This window comes from uncultured Hymenobacter sp. (assembly GCF_964243305.1).
Classification (GTDB): domain Bacteria; phylum Bacteroidota; class Bacteroidia; order Cytophagales; family Hymenobacteraceae; genus Hymenobacter.
Map to the genome: position 1 here is coordinate 14,615 of NZ_CAXTEF010000035.1, position 16,949 is coordinate 31,563.

At 65.3% G+C, this 16,949-nt stretch carries 21 protein-coding genes; 11 read left to right on the forward strand and 10 right to left on the reverse strand.

Going from position 1 to position 16,949, the window contains the following annotated elements; all coding sequences use genetic code 11:
* The first annotated feature begins 89 nt into the window (after positions 1-89).
* A complete protein-coding gene (locus ACFE70_RS16445; RefSeq protein ID WP_375418866.1) occupies positions 90-1,541 on the forward strand; it encodes an oligosaccharide flippase family protein in 1,452 nt (483 codons plus the stop codon).
* A gap of 159 nt (positions 1,542-1,700) precedes the next feature.
* On the opposite strand, the gene ACFE70_RS16450 is transcribed toward ACFE70_RS16445, so the two are convergent.
* Both ACFE70_RS16450 and ACFE70_RS16455 read right to left on the reverse strand, forming a co-directional pair.
* Complete coding sequence (locus tag ACFE70_RS16450; RefSeq protein ID WP_375418902.1) at positions 1,701-1,841, reverse strand: DUF5522 domain-containing protein; 141 nt, start codon at positions 1,839-1,841, stop codon at positions 1,701-1,703.
* A gap of 61 nt (positions 1,842-1,902) precedes the next feature.
* Complete coding sequence (locus ACFE70_RS16455) at positions 1,903-2,292, reverse strand: RidA family protein (RefSeq protein WP_375418867.1); 390 nt, start codon at positions 2,290-2,292, stop codon at positions 1,903-1,905.
* Positions 2,293-2,409: 117 nt separating this feature from the next.
* Between ACFE70_RS16455 and ACFE70_RS16460 the strand changes: the two genes are divergently transcribed.
* The 5 genes from ACFE70_RS16460 to ACFE70_RS16480 all read left to right on the forward strand — a co-directional run bounded on the left by ACFE70_RS16460 (position 2,410) and on the right by ACFE70_RS16480 (position 6,230).
* A complete protein-coding gene (locus tag ACFE70_RS16460) occupies positions 2,410-2,919 on the forward strand; it encodes a hypothetical protein (protein WP_375418868.1) in 510 nt (169 codons plus the stop codon).
* 83 nt (positions 2,920-3,002) lie between these two features.
* Positions 3,003-4,259, forward strand: a complete 1,257-nt coding sequence (gene rocD, locus ACFE70_RS16465; protein ID WP_375418869.1) for an ornithine--oxo-acid transaminase — start codon at positions 3,003-3,005, stop codon at positions 4,257-4,259.
* Positions 4,260-4,392: 133 nt separating this feature from the next.
* Entirely contained in the window at positions 4,393-4,944 is a 552-nt protein-coding gene (locus ACFE70_RS16470; RefSeq protein ID WP_375418870.1) for a hypothetical protein, read from the forward strand.
* 50 nt (positions 4,945-4,994) lie between these two features.
* Positions 4,995-5,777 (forward strand): SDR family NAD(P)-dependent oxidoreductase, encoded by a 783-nt coding sequence (locus tag ACFE70_RS16475; protein WP_375418871.1) that lies wholly within the window; start codon positions 4,995-4,997, stop codon positions 5,775-5,777.
* Between the two features lie 51 nt (positions 5,778-5,828).
* The gene (locus ACFE70_RS16480; protein WP_375418872.1) at positions 5,829-6,230 is read left to right on the forward strand and encodes an ACT domain-containing protein; all 402 of its coding nucleotides are present in this window, start codon (positions 5,829-5,831) and stop codon (positions 6,228-6,230) included.
* 92 nt (positions 6,231-6,322) lie between these two features.
* Here ACFE70_RS16480 and ACFE70_RS16485 read toward each other — a convergent pair whose 3' ends face one another.
* Positions 6,323-7,240 carry an NAD(P)H-binding protein gene (locus tag ACFE70_RS16485; protein ID WP_375418873.1) on the reverse strand — a complete coding sequence of 306 codons (918 nt, stop codon included), beginning with the start codon at positions 7,238-7,240 and terminating at the stop codon, positions 6,323-6,325.
* 121 nt (positions 7,241-7,361) lie between these two features.
* Here ACFE70_RS16485 and ACFE70_RS16490 point away from each other — a divergent pair, with 121 nt between their 5' ends.
* Together ACFE70_RS16490 and ACFE70_RS16495 are read left to right on the forward strand one after the other, a co-directional pair.
* Positions 7,362-7,778 (forward strand): winged helix-turn-helix transcriptional regulator, encoded by a 417-nt coding sequence (locus ACFE70_RS16490; protein ID WP_375418874.1) that lies wholly within the window; start codon positions 7,362-7,364, stop codon positions 7,776-7,778.
* 89 nt (positions 7,779-7,867) lie between these two features.
* Entirely contained in the window at positions 7,868-8,233 is a 366-nt protein-coding gene (locus tag ACFE70_RS16495) for a hypothetical protein (RefSeq protein WP_375418875.1), read from the forward strand.
* Here the strand turns inward: ACFE70_RS16495 and ACFE70_RS16500 are convergent.
* The 6 genes from ACFE70_RS16500 to ACFE70_RS16525 all read right to left on the reverse strand — a co-directional run bounded on the left by ACFE70_RS16500 (position 8,230) and on the right by ACFE70_RS16525 (position 13,299).
* On the reverse strand, positions 8,230-8,448 hold the full coding sequence (locus tag ACFE70_RS16500; RefSeq protein WP_375418876.1) for a CsbD family protein: 219 nt from the start codon (positions 8,446-8,448) through the stop codon (positions 8,230-8,232). The genes ACFE70_RS16495 and ACFE70_RS16500 overlap by 4 nt on opposite strands.
* Positions 8,449-8,584: 136 nt before the next feature.
* A complete protein-coding gene (locus ACFE70_RS16505; RefSeq protein ID WP_375418877.1) occupies positions 8,585-10,249 on the reverse strand; it encodes a discoidin domain-containing protein in 1,665 nt (554 codons plus the stop codon).
* Positions 10,250-10,503: 254 nt separating this feature from the next.
* The gene (locus tag ACFE70_RS16510) at positions 10,504-11,130 is read right to left on the reverse strand and encodes a hypothetical protein (protein WP_375418878.1); all 627 of its coding nucleotides are present in this window, start codon (positions 11,128-11,130) and stop codon (positions 10,504-10,506) included.
* A gap of 97 nt (positions 11,131-11,227) precedes the next feature.
* Entirely contained in the window at positions 11,228-11,929 is a 702-nt protein-coding gene (locus ACFE70_RS16515) for a hypothetical protein (protein WP_375418879.1), read from the reverse strand.
* Positions 11,930-11,971: 42 nt separating this feature from the next.
* Positions 11,972-12,754, reverse strand: a complete 783-nt coding sequence (locus ACFE70_RS16520; protein WP_375418880.1) for a hypothetical protein — start codon at positions 12,752-12,754, stop codon at positions 11,972-11,974.
* A gap of 257 nt (positions 12,755-13,011) precedes the next feature.
* On the reverse strand, positions 13,012-13,299 hold the full coding sequence (locus ACFE70_RS16525) for a hypothetical protein (protein ID WP_375418881.1): 288 nt from the start codon (positions 13,297-13,299) through the stop codon (positions 13,012-13,014).
* 123 nt (positions 13,300-13,422) lie between these two features.
* On the opposite strand from ACFE70_RS16525, the gene ACFE70_RS16530 reads away from it, so the two are divergent.
* The gene (locus ACFE70_RS16530; protein ID WP_375418882.1) at positions 13,423-14,979 is read left to right on the forward strand and encodes a hypothetical protein; all 1,557 of its coding nucleotides are present in this window, start codon (positions 13,423-13,425) and stop codon (positions 14,977-14,979) included.
* Between the two features lie 100 nt (positions 14,980-15,079).
* Here the strand turns inward: ACFE70_RS16530 and ACFE70_RS16535 are convergent, their stop codons facing one another.
* A complete protein-coding gene (locus tag ACFE70_RS16535; RefSeq protein ID WP_375418883.1) occupies positions 15,080-15,331 on the reverse strand; it encodes a hypothetical protein in 252 nt (83 codons plus the stop codon).
* A gap of 148 nt (positions 15,332-15,479) precedes the next feature.
* Here ACFE70_RS16535 and ACFE70_RS16540 point away from each other — a divergent pair, with 148 nt between their 5' ends.
* Both ACFE70_RS16540 and ACFE70_RS16545 read left to right on the forward strand, forming a co-directional pair.
* Complete coding sequence (locus ACFE70_RS16540; RefSeq protein ID WP_375418884.1) at positions 15,480-15,887, forward strand: hypothetical protein; 408 nt, start codon at positions 15,480-15,482, stop codon at positions 15,885-15,887.
* A gap of 39 nt (positions 15,888-15,926) precedes the next feature.
* Complete coding sequence (locus ACFE70_RS16545; protein WP_375418885.1) at positions 15,927-16,937, forward strand: hypothetical protein; 1,011 nt, start codon at positions 15,927-15,929, stop codon at positions 16,935-16,937.
* Positions 16,938-16,949: the final 12 nt, after the last annotated feature.

The window sequence follows — 16,949 nt, forward strand, 5'->3', positions numbered from 1 at the left end:
AATAGCCTGCCCGGCCCCAGCCAACCCGTGGCGCTGAGGGCCGCCAAAGGGGTTTGGGCCTAGCTTTGGGACCCACTTTCTCGCTTCTAATGCAGCGCCCGGCGCCCGGACTTTCCCGCTTTTTTGGCAGTATCAGCCTCGCCGTGCTGCTCAACCTGCTCGTTAAGCCCGGCTGGGTGGTGCTCGAAAACCTGGTGCAGGACCGCCTGGGCCACGCTGCATTTGGGCTCCTCGCGGCGCTCTCCTCGCTCACGGTTGTGGCGCTGGCACTGGCCGACCTGGGCCTGACGCAGTCCGGCATTCAGCGCACGGCCGCCGAGCCCGACTTCTTCACCGAGCACTTTCCTACCCTGCACGCGCTGCGCGGCCTTCTCAATGTGGTGGCCCTGGCGGCGCTGCTGGCTTTGGGCTGGGCGCTGGGCTACCGGGGCGCGCAGCTGGGGCTGCTGGCCGGCATCGGCGGGGCGTTGCTGCTCACGCAGTACGGCTTGTTTTTGCGGGGCGTCTTTCAGGGGCGGCAACACTTTCGCACCGATGCGGTGCTTTCGGTGCTGGAAAAGCTGGTGCTGCTGGGCGCGGTGCTGGCCCTGGTGGCGGTGCCCGGCGCCCTGAGACTGCCAAGCTACGTGGGGGCGCGGGTGGCGGCGGCGGCCTTCACCATCGTGTTGCTCTACGGGCTGCTGCGGCGCTTTTTCGGGCCGGTGCGCGCCCGCCTGAGCCGGCCGGCCAGCCGCGCGCTGCTGCGCCAGAGCCTGCCCTTTGCCCTCATCACGGTGCTCTACGGCCTCAACGAGCGCATTGATATGGTGATGCTGGAGCGCCTGGCCTCGCCGCGGGAAGCGGGCTACTACGCCGGCGCCTACCGCTGGATGGATGCGGCCATGATGTACGCCTGGACCGTGCTGCCGCTATTTTTTGCCCGCTTCGCCGGCGCCCGTCCGGCCGAGCTACGCCAGCTGCTGGGTCTGGGGCAGCGGGTGCTGGCCGTGCCGCTCTTGTTCGTGGTGGCCTTCGTCCTGTTTCGGGGCGAGGTGGTGTTCTGGCAGTTCAGCCACAGCTCCGGCGCCGAGGTGGCGCGCATGAGCAGCTGCCTGAAAATCCTGTTTCTGAACGTGCTGGTCCACGCCTTTTTCGCCATCTACAGCACCCTGCTTACCAGCACCGGCTACGCGCGTGCCGTGAGCACCGTGGTAGCCGGCAGCGTACTGCTGAATATCGGCCTGAACCTGTGGCTGATGCCGCGCTACGGCGCCCTGGCAGCCGCCTGGAACACTTTGGTTTGCGTGGGCTTCGTGTCGGCCGGCTACGTCTGGCTGCTGGCCCGGCGCACGGCCATCCCGGTGCCGGGCCGGGTGCTGGCGCGCCTGCTGCTGGCCTTCGGCCTGCTCTGCGGCGCCTGGTACGTGCTGCGCCAGGGCGTTTACCTAAGCTGGTATATCGAAACTGGCCTCATGGCCGCCGTTTTTGGGCTGATTGTGCTCGGTACGGGGCTGATTCGGCAAAGCGAGTTGAAGCAGTTAACAATGAGCAATGAGCGATGAGCAGTTGCCGGTCAGCCCCAGTGGGGCGCCCCAACCTCGTTGCGCAGTCGGTCGGGTCGCCCCGCGGGGGCTTTGGTCACGTGAGGGGGGTAGGGAATCTGCCGATGGGCCGCCCTGCTGGCGCTGTCGTTCAACTATTCACTGCTCATTGCTGACTGTTCATTGCTTATTATTCATTGCCTTAAACCCCCAGGGGCAGTGCCGGCAGCCGCTTTGGCAGCAGTAGCCGCGGCGAAGGTGATACTGGGCCGTGAACACCACGTAGCCTTCGGGCGTGTAGTACACGTCGCCGGCCTGCAAGGGGCGGGCAGCAAACTCGGCCAGCGTGGGGCGGCGCGGCGGCGGTAGCTGTTCCGGGGTTTCAGCGGGCATGGGGGGGTAGGGCGGCAATGCACTCAATCTCGACCAGCGCCTCCAGCGGCAGGCGCGACACCTCGACAGTGGTGCGGGCCGGGCAGTGCGCCCCGAATACGTCGGCGTACACGGCGTTCATGCGGGCAAAGTCGGCGAAGTTTTTCAGGAAAACCGTGGTCTTCACCACGTCCGCCAGGCCCAGGCTTTGAGCCGAGAGCACCGTGGCCAGGTTGGCCAGCACCTGCCGGGTCTGGTCCTCAATGGTGAGGGCTTCGATGCGCATGGAGGCCGGCACAAGCGGCGTCTGGCCCGAACAGAACACGAAGCCGCCCGCCGCAATAGCCTGCGCATACGGCCCCACGGCCTGCGGCGCGTCGGGGTGGTGGAGAATTTGCATACGGGCAAAGATAGCGGGCCCCGACCAGCGCCGGGGGCCGTGATAGCACCCTTAACCGGCGCGGCCTGCGGGCCGGTTAAGGCAATTTTCTCTCTTAATCGTCAGTTTAGTTTCTCTATGATGAAGTTGCTTCAACTCCTATTGGTCGGCGCGGCCCTGCTCGTGGGCCGCGCCGCCCCGGCCCAAACCGCGCCGGTACACGTGCTGCGCGCCGCCCCCACCGCGCCGGCCGGCCTGCGCCGCCAGCTGGCCCGCGCCGACTCGGCCCTGGCCGAGCCCTTGCAGCAGGCCCGCCGCACCCTGGCCCAGGCCCGCAAGCGCTACGCCGCCGGCCTGCCCGGCGGCACGCACTGCCTGGTGATGGTGCGGGTGCTGGCCTCCGACACGAGCTTCCGGCCGGTGCAGGCCCGCGTGATTGGCTGGCGCAACGGGGCCGTGCAGGCGCTTATCAGCCCGGCTCCTGCCCCCACTGCGCCAGCCAAAAGCCCTGATTTGCAGCCCGTCAGCTTTCCCGAAGCGGCCGTGCTCGACTGGACCTTCGTGGCGGCCAACGGCCGCGAGGAGGGTAACTTCGTAGGCAAGTACCTGGACCTGACCCGGCAGCTCGAACGCCTGCCATTCCGCTAGCTTTCCCTACCCCCGGCCGGCGCCCCAGAGCCTTGTCGTTCGTGCTTACTTTTGGGCTCCCATCGCCCTGAACTTTGTATCCTATGCAGCTCACCGCCCCTACCCCCCCCGCCGCCACCAGCCGCGCCGAGCAGCTTATGCAGCTCGAAGACCAGTACGGCGCCCACAACTACCACCCGCTGCCGGTGGTGCTGAGCCGGGGCGAGGGCGTGCACCTGTGGGACGTGGATGGCCGGCGCTACTACGACTTTCTCTCCGCCTATTCGGCAGTAAATCAGGGGCATTGCCACCCGCGCATCATCGGTGCGCTCACCGAGCAGGCCCAGCGGCTGACGCTGACCTCGCGGGCGTTTTTCAACGACCGGCTGGGGCCGGCTGAGAAGCAGCTCTGCGAGCTGTTCGGCTACGACAAGGCCCTGCTGATGAACTCCGGCGCCGAGGCCGTCGAGACGGCCCTCAAGCTGGCCCGCAAGTGGGGCTACCAGGAGAAGGGCATCGCCCCGAATCAGGCCCGCATCCTGGTGGCTGAGCACAACTTCCACGGCCGTACCACGGGCATCATCTCCTTCAGCACCGACCCCGACAGCACCGGCGGCTTCGGACCCTACAATCCTGGCTATCAGGTGGTACCGTATAATGACTTGGCTACGCTGGAAGAAGCTATCAAAGACCACCAGGTTTGCGCTTTTCTGGTCGAGCCCATCCAGGGCGAGGCCGGCGTGATGGTGCCGGCCGTGGGCTACCTGGCGCAGGCGGCGGCCCTCTGCCAAGCCCACAACGTGCTCTTTATCGCCGATGAAATCCAAACCGGGCTGGGCCGCACCGGCAAGCTGCTGGCCTGCGACCACGAGGCCGTGCACGCCGACATCCTGATTCTGGGCAAGGCCCTGAGCGGCGGCGTGCTGCCCGTGTCGGCCGTGCTGGCCGACGACCGGATTATGCTCACCATCCAGCCCGGCCAGCACGGCTCCACGTTTGGCGGCAACCCGCTGGCCTGCGCCGTGCTGCAAGCCGCTCTCGATGTGCTGCTCGACGAAGAGTTGGCCGCTAATGCCGCCCGGCTCGGCCAGGTGTTCCGCGAGCGAATGTGGCAGGTGCAGGCCCGCCGCCCCGACGTGATTGAGCTGGTGCGCGGCAAGGGCCTGCTCAACGCCGTCGTCATCCGCCCCGCCGCCGACGGCCGCACCGCCTGGGACCTGTGCGTGAGCCTGCTGGCGCGCGGCGTGCTGGCCAAGCCCACCCACGGCGACATCATTCGCTTCGCCCCGCCGCTGGTCATCACCGCCGAGCAGCTCCACGAAGCCTGCGACGTGATTGCGGAAGTGATGATAGGCTTCTAATTCAGAACGCTTTCAGAACGCTCACCCGATGGCGGGTCGCGGGCCCGGCGTTCGTCCCACAAAAGCCTGGACGCAGTAGCAACGCCGCGCCCGCGGTACGAGCAAGTTAATTTCGATTTTTCCTCCTGCCTGCATGGTGCCATTCCCTACCCCCCCCTGGCAGCCAATCCGGCTGCTGCTGCTCCTGCTGCTAACCGGCGCTGGCTGCCAGAGCGCCCGCACCGCCTTCGAGTTTCAGCCTCCTACTTCCGTGCCACCCGCCGCATCAGTGCCTGCCGGCGCTGCGCCCCGGTCCGCGCATAGTCAGCCAGATGGGAGTGTCCTCAGCAGTCCTGCCCTGGCGCGGCTGGCCCCACGGCCGGCCGGCCGGCCCCAGTTCCAATTACGGCGGCGCGTGGCCGCCTTAGTGGCACAACCCGTCAGCTCGCTGAGACATAATCAAAAACATAAGCAGCTGACCGCCAGTCTGCGCCCACGGCCAACCCGCCACCACGCCAATCCGGCGCCGGCCGCTGTGGCCGAAAATGGCCTGGGCACCACGTTCATCGGCATTCTGGGCATTGTGCTGCTGGCCGTGGGCTTGGTGGGCCTGCTGCTGGCTGGCTGGGGCGTTTTTGGCTGGCTGGCCGTGGCCGGCGCCGTGGGCCTGCTGATTTCCATTCTCGCGCCTTATTTCGGCTGGTAGGCCGGCGGCGGCCCGGCTGACACAGCTCCCTACCCTCCTCTTTCTTCCTCATGCCCTACGCCCTCGTTACCGGCGCCTCGCGCGGCATCGGCCGCGCCCTGGCCCTGACTCTGGCCCGCCGCGGCTACGACCTGCTGCTCGTGGCCCGCTCGGAGTCCCAGTTGCGCGCGCTGGCCCTCGAAATCGGCGAGCGCCACCAGCACCAGGCCCACATTCTGGCTCTTGACCTGGCCCTGCCCGCCGCCGCCGAGACCGTGGCGGCCTGGGCCGCCCGGCAGGCGCCGGAGCTGGCCGTGCTGGTTAATAATGCTGGCTACGGCCTCTGGGGCCGGTTCGAGCAGCTGCCCCTGGCCGAGCAGCAGAACATGCTGCAACTCAACATGCTGCTGCCCGTGGCCCTCACCCACGCGCTGCTGCCGCAGCTGCGCCGCCAGCCCAAGGCATACATCCTCAACGTGGCCAGCACAGCCGCTTACCAGGCCGTGCCCTCGCTCACGCTCTACGCGGCCAGCAAATCCTTCCTGCTGAGCTTCTCGCGCGGCCTGCGCTTTGAGCTGAAGGACGGCCCCATATCGGTCTCCTGCCTGAGCCCCGGCGCCACCGAGACTGGGTTTACCGACCGCGCCGGCATGGGCGCCGAGCTGCAAAAAACCGCCGCCCGCGTCTCCATGAGCGCCGACGCCGTAGCCGAAGCCGGCGTGGCGGGCCTGCTGGCCGGCGAAGCCGAAATCATCCCCGGCCTGCTCAACAAAGTGTCCGCCGGCCTCACCAGCCTCGTGCCCAAAAGCCTGACCGAGAAGATTGCGGCCGGCATATATGAGAAGTATTTATGAGCAGCGGCGGGGCAGCAAATCAGTAGCCGCCCACCAGTTTCCTACCCTCCCATGCCTGCCGAAACCAACCTCGACCGCCTGCTGCAAACCATGCAGCCCGTGCTGCGACCCGACGAGTATGTCTTCGTCACGCTGCCGCCCGGCGCCCCCGCGCCAGTGGGCACAAATCCGCTCGGCACGTTCCGGGAGGCGGAAGGGCTGACGCTAATTATAACCGCTGCCGAAGCGGCAGCAGCCGGACTGTCAGGCGCTTACCTCTGCCGGCTCATTACGCTGCAAGTGCATTCCAGCCTCGAAGCGGTGGGGTTTCTGGCGCGCATCAGCACCCGCCTGGCTGCCCACGGCTTGCCTGTCAATGCGGTGGCTGGCTATTATCACGACCACCTGTTCGTACCCACTGGCCGCGCCGAAGAGGCGCTAGCGCTGCTGGAGGAGCTACTGAAAGAAAGTTAAGAGTTGAGAGTTAAAAATCCCTACCCCCCTTATCCGACTTCAAGGCAGATGAGGGGGGTAGGGATTTTTAACTCTCAACTCTTAACTCCTTTCTATCCTGCTGTTGCGCCTTTAAACGCGGGCGCGAACACGGTTTGCACAAACTCTTCTAGCGTGGTGGGCGTGGTGTTGGCGGCGGTGCGCGGCTGGCTTATCATGGCCCCTTCCTCGTTTATGTTGCGGGTCATCTCGATGTAGAGGCCAGCCATGCTCTCACTCAGGCCAGCGCCCATCATGCCTTTCTTGGCGTCTTCGTAGGAGAAGGGCACGTAGGGCAGCTCCGGGCGGCCAATGGCTTGGCCGATGGCGGCCGTCGCCTCCTGCTGCGAGTAGTTGCGCGGCCCGAGCAGGTAGTGCACCGAGTGGTTATCGAAATCCCCGGCATCGAGCAGCTCCGCGGCTTTGGCGGCGATGTCTTTGGTAGCCACCATCGGAGACGGCAACTCCGGCCGCATGGCCGAGCCCACGATGCCCAGGTGCTGAATCATGCCCACGTTGGCGAGCAGGTTTTCCATGAAGTACGCCGGCCGCAGGTAAGCCACGCGCAGGCCCTCAATGGCATTGAGGCGGGCTTCTTGGTGGTGCAGGCCCACCACCGGGCCGGTGCCGGCGGGCGCGTCGGCCCCGATGCTGCTCAGCTGCACGGCCTGCTTGAGGCCCGAATCCCGCACGGCCTGGGCAATAAGTTCGCCGTTGTGGTCGTACAAGCCCAGCACGTCGGGCGCCGTCATGTCGGGCGGCGGAATCATCAGAAACGCCGCGTCGGCCCCGCGCAACACGCCGGTGAGGAAGGCGGCATCGTACAGGTCGCCGGCGGCGGCCGTGGCGCCGGCCTGCGTCAGAGCATCCAGCCGGGCGCTGGGCCGGGCCACGGCCGTGACGTGGTGGCCTTTGGCCAGTAGGTTGTGCACGAGCGCCGTGCCGATGTTGCCGGTGGCACCGAGCACCACCATACTTTTGGGAGTTGACATATCGAAAGGGGTTTGGTTAGAGTAAAGTAACCATCGTACTTTCACTAAAAGCAAGTACCTACGAAAAAGTAGGGTACGCACTCTGAAGTAAGAATTATTGACTTTCAGGTTGAAAAGATTTATGGCTAAGCTAACCAAACAGCAAGAGGCGACCATTCTCTACGGTCCTGCAACCCCCGACAAGCTCATCTGTACGGTGCGCGCCACGCTCAACCTGCTCGGCGGCAAGTGGAAGCTGCTGATTCTGGCCTCGCTGCTCGACGGCGCCCGCCGCTACGGCGAACTGCGCCGGCTGATGCCCGAAATCACGGAGAAGATGCTGATTCAGGAGCTACGCGAGCTGGAAGCCGATGGCCTTGTAGTCCGCACCGTGCACCAGCAGGTGCCGCCCAAGGTCGAGTATGCCCTCATCGGTCCTGGCGAGCAGGTGCGGCCGGTGCTGCTGGCGCTGCTGGGCTGGGGCACCGACTATCTGAGGCAGCGGCCGGGGGTAGGGATGCCGGCTGCGGCTGGCATGATGACGGGCGCGGCGGCTTAGCGTAGAGGCTACTTTTGGGGCTTCATCCTGTTTTTTGCCGCTTGAATCCTCCTTTACGCTCCTTTCGGCCCTAGCCTGCTACTGACCGAGTGACGGGCCTGCTGGCATTGGCCGCCGCGCCCGCTCTGGCCCAAACCGTGCCCGGCAACAGCAGCCCGCCGCCCGGAGGAACAAGTCTGGTAACTACTAGCGGCTGCGATAAGCTGGTAGCGAAGCTGTTTAGGAAGTCGGCCGAAACACGCCAGAACGTCCTGCTGAGCAAAGCGAAGCATCTCGCTCGGGAAAAAATCTACGGAACCGGACGATTGAGTTACTTCCCCACGCCAGATGCTTCGCGGGGCGCAGCAGGACGTTCTTTCGGCAGGACGTTCTTTCGGCTTCCTAAACAGCTTCAGCAAAAACAAAAGGCGGCCCCATCGGGGCCGCCTTTTGTTTTTAGCTTTAAAAAAGCTTAGAACGTGCGGTTGAACCAGCTCTTGATGTCCTCCACGGCGTGGCCAGTCTTTTCTTGCAAGCGGCCAAACCACTCATCCTGCCGGCCATCGGCGTAGTCGAGGTCATCATCGGTGAGGTTGCCCCACTTCTGCTTGGCCTGGCCTTTCAGCTCGTTCCAGTTGCCGCGGGCTTTCAGTTCAGTCTGGTCGTTGAGGTTATTCTGATTGAGGTCCATGAGTGAAAAAGAGTAGGTGAGAGGTAGTGTAGAGCTTGTACGGCGCAGCTTACGGGAAGTTTGGGGGGTAGGCCTGCCGGGCGGCCCGCACGCCATTCCAAACCCTGCCCTACCGCTTTTCTAAACAAGCCGGACCCTACTGCTTGCTCACCTTCAGCCGCTGCAACGTACCCTTATTCTGGATGAGCAGCATATACACGCCCGCGCGCAGCGCACTTACGTCAACGGCGCGGCCGCTCACCTTGGTTTGCAGCACGGTTCGGCCGGTCACGTCCACGACGCTCACCGGCGATTCCTCGGCCACGTTGGTGAGGTAGCAGGTAGTCTCGACCGGGTTGGGGTAGCTTGTTACCTGCGCGGCCGGGGCCTTGGCCGATGCAGTGGTGGTGGCTACCTGGTTGGAGTACACCCGCACCCAGTCGATATAGACATCAGCCGGGAACACGGCGGCGCTCGCCGAAAGCGGGCCGCCGTAGGTGTTGTTGCTGCCGCCGACGCCCGCGCTCAGGATGGCGTACATCTTGTGCTCGAACGGGTGCCACTCAGGAAAGAGGTTTGAGTATTCCGATTTGACGACTTTCTTGCCGTTGAGCAGCACCGCGCCGTTTTCATTTTCCTTGTCTACCACGCCGAAGGCCGCGCCGTCGTTGAAGTAGTGAATGTGGTACACGTTGTCATCGACGAAAAACTCCATGCGGTCCGAGAACCAGTCGATGCCGTAGGTGTGCCAGCCATTGGCCCCGATGTTGGGGTCAGTGGTGCCGGCCACGGCGCCGCCCTGGTACTGCGGGTTGCGGAAGCCGCTGCTCCAGCGGGTCTGGGCGTTGCCATCCACGGCCAGTTCCGGCCGCAGCGTCGCGTTCTCCACGCTGGAAGCGGTGACGGGCTTGTTGAGCGCCAGGTTGGTGGTGCCGCCGGCCGCGAACACTTGAAATTCATAGAGGGAGTAGCCGTACTGGTTGACCCGCAGCGTGCCCGTCATCCGCACGAAGCGGGCATTGACCGCCGTAAAGGTCACGTCGTCCGTGCCGCCGTCGCCGGTGGCGGTGCTGTAGGCGGGCTGCCAGGTGGTGCCGTCGGTCGAGGTTTCGATGACGTAGCTTTTGCCGTTGTTTTCCCAGTTCAGGTTTACGCGGCTCACGCTATAAACCGCGCCCAGGTCCACCCGGATGTTTTCCGGCCGGTCGGATAGCTGCTGCTCGGCATAGTTGTAGTAAGCCCCTTGCTGGCCGTGGTTCCATTCGGCGTACTGGTTGTTGTTGTACTGGTAGGCGTAGTGCACCGTGCCCAGGTTGTGGTCGGGGATGGAGCCCACGTACTCCATAATGTCGATTTCGCCCAACTGGGGCCAGGTCAGCTCCTGCACGCCGGCCGGGTGCTCGTTGCCCATCATCCAGAAAGCAAAGCCCTGGCCCTGGGTGCGCACGCCCTTGGGCCAGACCCGCGCCACGATGCGGTGGTTGGGGCCCCAGAAGGCCTTGTCCTTGGTGTTGATGCGCCCGCTGGTGTAGTTGCGGTCCATGAACGTCTCTCTGCGGGTGGTGATGCGCAGCGCCCCGCCGTCGGCGCCGGCAATGCCCTGCTCGACGGCCACGTTCTCGGGCCGGTCGGTGGCGCGGTCGAGCTGACCCGTGCCGAAGTCGCCGTTGACGCCAGTGCCGGTTTCGTAGGTCCACTTAGTTTGGTCGAGCACGGGCCCGTTGAATTCGTCGCTCCAAACCAGGTTGCGGGGTGGGCTCGTTTGACTTTGGGCGGCTATGCTGGTGCAGAGCCCGGCCGCTAGGAGAAGAATTTTTTTCATGCGGGTGGGAATAGGTAGTAAAAGATGAAAGGCTTAAGCAAGTCAGGGCTTAAAGATATAACGTTCCTGGTTTCCCAGTGGATTTTTACTGGTCAGAAACAAGGCTGACTTGGCGAACGCGGAGCGGCAGGTGGCCGGCGCCAACTGCCCGAAATGTAATTCTGCTCGCCTCGCATCCATCAATCAAGGGCAGGAAGCAATTTGGGTTCAGGCTGCCAGCTATCTTAGGCTCTTAACTGCTAACGGAGCGCTCCCTACCCCCCTTCCGCCTCCCGAGCCCGCTGATATACCGGAAACTGATAGAAGGGCCGCAGTAGCCGCACCACGTCGAGGGCGTCGGCCAGGGCTTCGTGGGCCACATCGGTATCGGCGAGTTGGGCGCGGGCCTTGCAGATGCTCAGGCTGGGCAGGCGCGAGTCCTTATGCCAGTTGAGGTAGAAGGCCGCCGGGTCGAGCGTGGCGGGCTCCGAGCGCACGAGGCTGCCCCAGCCGGGCAGCTGCCTGAGAAACAGCAGGTCGTAGGAGGCCACGTTTTTGCCGGCCATAATGAAGCGCACCCGGCCTTTGGCATCGGGCCGAAAGCCCTGGGTGAGCAGAAACTCACGCAGCTGGGGCAGCACGTCGGCGGGGGCGCAGTGGTCGGGAGGGGTAGGGGCACCCTTTTCGCCAGCGGCGGCCAGTTCGGCCAGCAGGCGGGCGTTCAGGGCCAGGGCGCCGGCCGTACCGCTGATTTCGGGGTGGCGCAGCAGGCGCCGGAAGCTGGGCAGCTCCGGCAGCGGAAGCGGACGCCGGGTGTCTTCAACCACCACGGCCAGCTCCAGCACCTGGTGGCGCAGCGGGTCGGGGCCGCTGGTTTCGAGGTCGAGGGAAAGGTAGCGCATGGCCCCTATACGCAAGGCCAGCCGCCGACAGACAGCGGCTAGCCGCTGTCTGATGCTGACCGCCGCGCCGTTGGCCGCCTCACTGCTGCTTGCTGACTTACTGCTGCTCGCTGAGCAAGGTCAGGTAAACTGCGCCCAGCAAGATGGCGGCCCCGGTGCCGTAGCCGGCCCAGGCCTTGCCGCGCTTGAGGCGGTTGGCCTGCTGCTGATAGGCGGCGCCATAATCAGAGTCTTGCAGCAAAACGGGCAGCGGCGCCCGCAGCTGTGGCGCGGGCACGGGCCGGCTGGATACGATGGCCGTACCCACTAATCCCGGCACGCCCAGCCAAAACGCGCCCGCCGAGCCCCAAAACACGCTGCGCCCGCGGTAATAGCGCCGGGCATCGGAGCGGCCCAGGCGCTGTCGCTCCGGGCCCGACAGCGTGTCGAGGCGGCCGTCGCCAAGCAGGGGCGCGGCCACCAGGGGGCGGGTGAGCACCTCGCGGGTGCCGTTGGCGTAGCGCACCAGAAACACGGCCGCCACGGGCAGCCGGAGCGTATCGGGCGTGGTGGCCGCCCCGGCCGGGGTGCCGGCCACCGGCGCGGGCAGGTAGCGCAGCTCGGTGGGCGTGATGAGCAGCACCCGGCCCGCCACCTCCTCACCATCGAGGCGCAGAATGACATCAGTAGCGGGCATAGGCGGGGGTGCCGGCGCGGCCGTTTGGGCGGGCGCGGGGCTCGTCAGGACCAGCATTAGGCTGAACAGTAGGCTGAGCACCAGGCCGATTGGCTGGCCGCAGGGGGGTAGGGAAAAGCGCATTGGGAAGGTGGTCTTGAAGTCGGTGAACCTGAAAATCCGCCCTTAATACTTGCGGGCATTGAAGCCAAACAGCAGGCTGATGCGCGCTCCGCCGTTGCCGGGCACCACGGCCAGGTTGACCGGAAAGTTGATGCCGTTGGCGCGGTAGGAGGTGCCCAGCGCCAGCACCAGGTTGGCGCCGAGCGGCGTCACGTTGGGCCCAATCCCGAACTCGAAGCCCTTGGGGCCGCGGATGCCCAGCAGCCCGCTCAGGCTCGGGATAAACTTGCCCTGCTCCAGGCCGCCCAGCAGCGGCACGAACTCGGCCACGGCCGACACGCCGTTGGGCATCCGAAACAAGCGGGTTTCAAACTGCCAGCCGAACTGAGTCAGAAACGGCTTCAGGTCGTCAAGCTCCTCGCGGGCCTTGTTCAACACGCCACCCGTGAGCACCGTGAAGCCGAGCCGGGGGCCGTCGAGGTGAATGTTCTCGAAGGGCTGCGTCTCGTCGCCGGGCACGGCGGCGCCGGCCGGCGCCGCGGTTCCAGCGGGCGCGGCCGGCAAGGTAGCGTCCGCGGCGCCGGGGCTTAGGGCCGGCGTTATGACCTCCTTGAGGCCATTGGCGTAGCGAATCATGAATACGTCGGAGCGGCGCAGCACGATGAGCGGCCCGTCGGGATTGTCGGCCCGCTTGTATTTGATTTCGTAAGGCGTGATTTCCACGACTTTAACCGAAAGCTCCTCACCGTTTGCTTTGGTAAGTACATCTTTGGTGAGCACAGCCTGGGCGTGGGCCGCGGCGCCTGAGAACAGAGCCAGCAGCAGAAAAAGTAGCGCGCGTATCATGGGTAGGGGGGTAGGGGGTAGGAAAAAGTAAATCCAGCCCAAAAGTCTCCCTTTGCATGTTGCTATGCTACACTATTTATGAGTTAATCAGACATTGAATTAAGAAAAATTTCATCGTAACGTGCTTATCATCAATAAATTGAATCGAAATAATCTGACAAACTAATTAGGCGGCTCCCGGTGCCGGATGCACGCAAAAAGCCCCGCTACGGGCGTAGCGGGGCTTTACGGGTAAGCAGCTAACGGAGTAGCGCGGCTTAGTTCTGGCGGGCAGGCGTCTCTTCCACCACTTTGTCGGCGGGGCGGTCCACTACCACGGCGGTGTCGCCGGGTTCGCGGGCCAGGTCGGCCTTCACGTTGTCGGCGGCATTGTCGACGGCCGCGCCGGTCTGGTCGGCGGCATTCTCAACGGCATCGCCGGTTTTCTCGGCGGCGTTCTCAGTGGCGGCGGCGGCGTTGTCGGCTTGCTTTTCCGAGCACGAGGTAGCGCCGAGCGTAACGAGGGTAGCAGCGGCGACGAGCAGGGTTTTGAAGGACATTTTCATGGGTAACGGGGAAGTTGGTAAAAACTGCTCCTTAATGCCGGCGGGCGCAAAAGGTAACCCGCCGCGAACGGTCAGCCGGGCCCAACGGCCGGGCTTGCGAGCTGAGCCGTTATCTTGCCCGCTATGGATGACCTTCGCGCCACGCTGGCCACGCTCAGCCCCGACGACCAGCGGGAATTTGGGCACTTTATGCAGCGCCAGAGCCCTAACCGCCCCGACCGGCTCGACTCGCGGCTGTATGAGTTGCTGCGCCGCCCCAAAGCCTACTCGCCGGAGCAACTCATTGCCAAGCTTTACCCCGACACGCCCAACCCGGCCGCCTACTACGCCCTGCGCAAGCGCCTGCTGCGCCAGCTGGCCGACTACCTGGTGCTGCGCCAGCGCCAGCACGACCCGACGGCCGCCGCCACCGTGCGCGGGCAGCTCACACTGGCTCAGTACCTGCTCGACGCGGGCGTGCCCCGCCTGGCCTGGGGCCTGCTGCGCAAAGCCGAAAAGCTGGCCCTGGCCAACGAGCAGTATGAGCCGCTGAACGCGGTCTACAACCTCCAGATTCAGTTCGCCGATTCGCCCCACGCCCCACCGCTGGAAGACATCATCCGGCGGCGCCACCTCAATAAGAAAGCCGCCGACGAAGAAGAGCGCGCGGGCATCGCCGACAGCCTGCTGCGCCTGCGCCTGCGCGAGGCCCGCACCAAGGGCCGGGCCGCCGTGCCCTTCGATGCCATCATGCAGGATATTCTGAAGGAATATGACCTGCGCGAAGCCTTCGCCCGCTCGCCCTCGCTGCTGTGCCGGCTCATGAGCATCGCCCGCTCGGCCATGCTGGTGCGGCGCGACTTTGTCTCGTTTGCGCCCTTCATCGAGCGCTGCTACCGGCTCATGGAGCGGCGCCACGGCTTCGCGCCGGCCCAGCAGGGCTACCAGCTGCGGCTGCTCTACATGCTGGCCCACGCCCTGTACCGGGCCCGGCGCTTCGCCGACTCGGTGACGTACCTGAAGCAGGGGCGGCAGCTGCTGGCGGCGGCTCCCGGCCGGGCGGCGGCCGGGCTGGGGCCGCGCTTCACGTTCCTGCTGGCCGCCAACTACGCCTTTCTGCGCCGCAACGCCGACAGCATCAACCTGTTGGAGCAGGCGCTGCGCGCCCGCCCGCCGCTCTCCGAAGCCGATGAGCTGACCGCCCGCCTCCAGCTGGCCTTCCATCAGTTTGCCGAAAATCAATTCGCCAAAGCCAACCAAAGCCTTATTCAGCTCGACCGCACCGACTACTGGCTGGAGCAGCACCTGGGCCTGGAGTGGCTGCTCAAGAAGACGATGGGCGAAATCCTCATTCAGTTCGAGCTGGGCAACGCCGAGCACGCGCTGGGGCGCCTGCACTACCTCAAGCAGCTGCTCACGGAGCGGTTCCCGGCCCAGGAGGCTACCGCCGATGGCCTGCCCGCCGCGCCGGCCGGCGGCGCCTACCGCTACGTGCTCGACTACCTGCGCCTGGTGCGCGAAATCCTCGAAAATCCGGCCGTGGCCGCGCAGGCCGCGTTTCGGCAGCGCCTGCGCCAGATGCCGGCCCTACCCCCCGTCGAGAGCGAAGACCTGCAATCGCAGAGCTTTTTTGCCTGGCTGCGCGCCCGTTCCGAAGGCCGCCCCTACTACCAGGTGCTGCTGGAAGTAGCTGGCAGCTGAGGCGTGCGGTGGCACGGCAGCTTGGTTTAAGCAAAAACAAAAAACCCGCCCCATTGCGGGGGCGGGCCTTTTTTGCAGAAGAAAGAGTGGCAGGACTGACTTACTGGGACGGGTCGCCCCCGCTGGGCTTGCCGCCGGTGGGGGAGTTGGTTTCGACTTTATCGGCTACGTTGAGGCGGCTCTCGGCGGGCTCGGTGGCCGGGGCCAGCATACTGTCGGCGCGGGCTTCGTTGGCGGCGGTGGCGGGGTCTGCGGCCGAGGTGGTGGTGCTGTTGGTGTCGGTGCTGGGCGAGCAGGCCACGGCGCCCAGAGTCAGAGCGGCGACAGCCAGCGTTTTGGCGAACAATTTCATAAGCAGATAAAAAGTAAGGAGAAGTTGAGCTTAATGAGGAAAACAGAGAAACGTAACCCGGCGCGCCAACGGGGCCCGGCGCGGCTGAGCTAACTTTTCCGGGGCGGGCCAAGTATAGCGGGGCACATTCCCATTTTCTTCTCTCCTTATGGATTCCACCGCCACCACGCCCCAAAGCACGCCTACGCCCTCTGTGCCCCTGACCGTTAGCGATAACCAAACCTCCGCCCTGCTCGACGACACGCTGACCCTGCTCGGCGCCGGCCTGCCGACCAAGGGCAAGGACGGTGCCCACGCCACGGCCGAAATTGACCGCTGGGAAGCCGTGCTGGCCGCCACCGAGCGCACTGGCCTGGCCAAAATCACGCAGGAGCTGCGCCTGCTGCGCGAGCAGCTCGGTGACCCCGAAACCCAGTCGCACGACCTGGCCGAAACCCTGGCCAGCCTCGGCGCCGAAACCGCCAAAGTAGCCGAGGAAGCCGCCAACGACTACACCGCGCCCCTCCAAAACCTGAGCAAGCTGCTCCTCAAGGCCGGCTCGGGGCTTTCGCGCTAAGCGAGGGGGTAGGGAATTGAAAAGCTACTTTTGCGGCCTATGAGCCCTACCACCGCCGACCTGCTGTCCTACGACCCGTTTGAGAACATGCGCTTCGGCCCGGCGCGCTGCTTTCTGAGCGGCGTGCCCGTGGCACCGGCCGACGCGCTGCCCGTGTTTGCCGACTGGCTGCAAGCGCGCTACAACTTGGCCGAGCGGCCCATTCAACTGCTCGACCAGCGCACGGTGGCCCTGCGGGAGCTAACCCTGCCGGTGAGCCCAGCCGTGCGCCCGCGCCTGCTGGCCCTGGAAGTGCAGGTGGCCGCCGCGGCGGCGCAGGGGCCCGCCGCCGTGCGGGCGCTAGGCGACGAAACGCTGTTTTTGTGGCTGGGCAAGATGTTCTACGGCATCTTCATCACCGAGCTACTTAATGAGCGCGAGCCGCTCATCATGCCCAAATATCCGCTGTCGGAAAACGCAGCTTTGCTCCGGCGCTTCCGCACGTTTTTTCAGCTGCTGCAAGGCCTGCGCGTGCCCGCCGAGTACGCCGATTTCGTGCCCGGCTCGGTGTTCGTGCTCGAAGCCGACGCGCAGTTTGAGCAGCCCGCCTTTGAGTACGACGACGACCTGAACACGCTGGTATTCAGCATCAAGCTTGATAAAACCGTGCTCGTCGCCTGCCTGGTCGATACCGGGCTGATTGGGCAGGCCATGCGCCAGGTGTATGCGGATGCGCAGCGCCCGCTGCACCCGGCGCAGGTGGCCGAGTTCAAGGCGCGGGTGTATTACGCGGCGCACCTGCTGCACGTCGTGCCCGACATTTACCCGCGCCCGCCCCGGCCCGGCGATACGCACCTCGTGTTCGATGCCCTGATTGACGACGTGGCCGGCGCCATCTTCAACCCCTGGGAAAACCCGGCCTACGCCCAGGCCCTGGCTGAGCTGACCCAGCGCTGGGGCCTGACCTACCCGCAGATTATGGCCGACCCCGCCGCCCCGCTGAGCCTGCTCTATGATGCCGACGGTCAGCCGCGGCCCGCCACCGGGCTTCCACTGGCGCAGGGGGGGTAGGGAAAGGCCAGC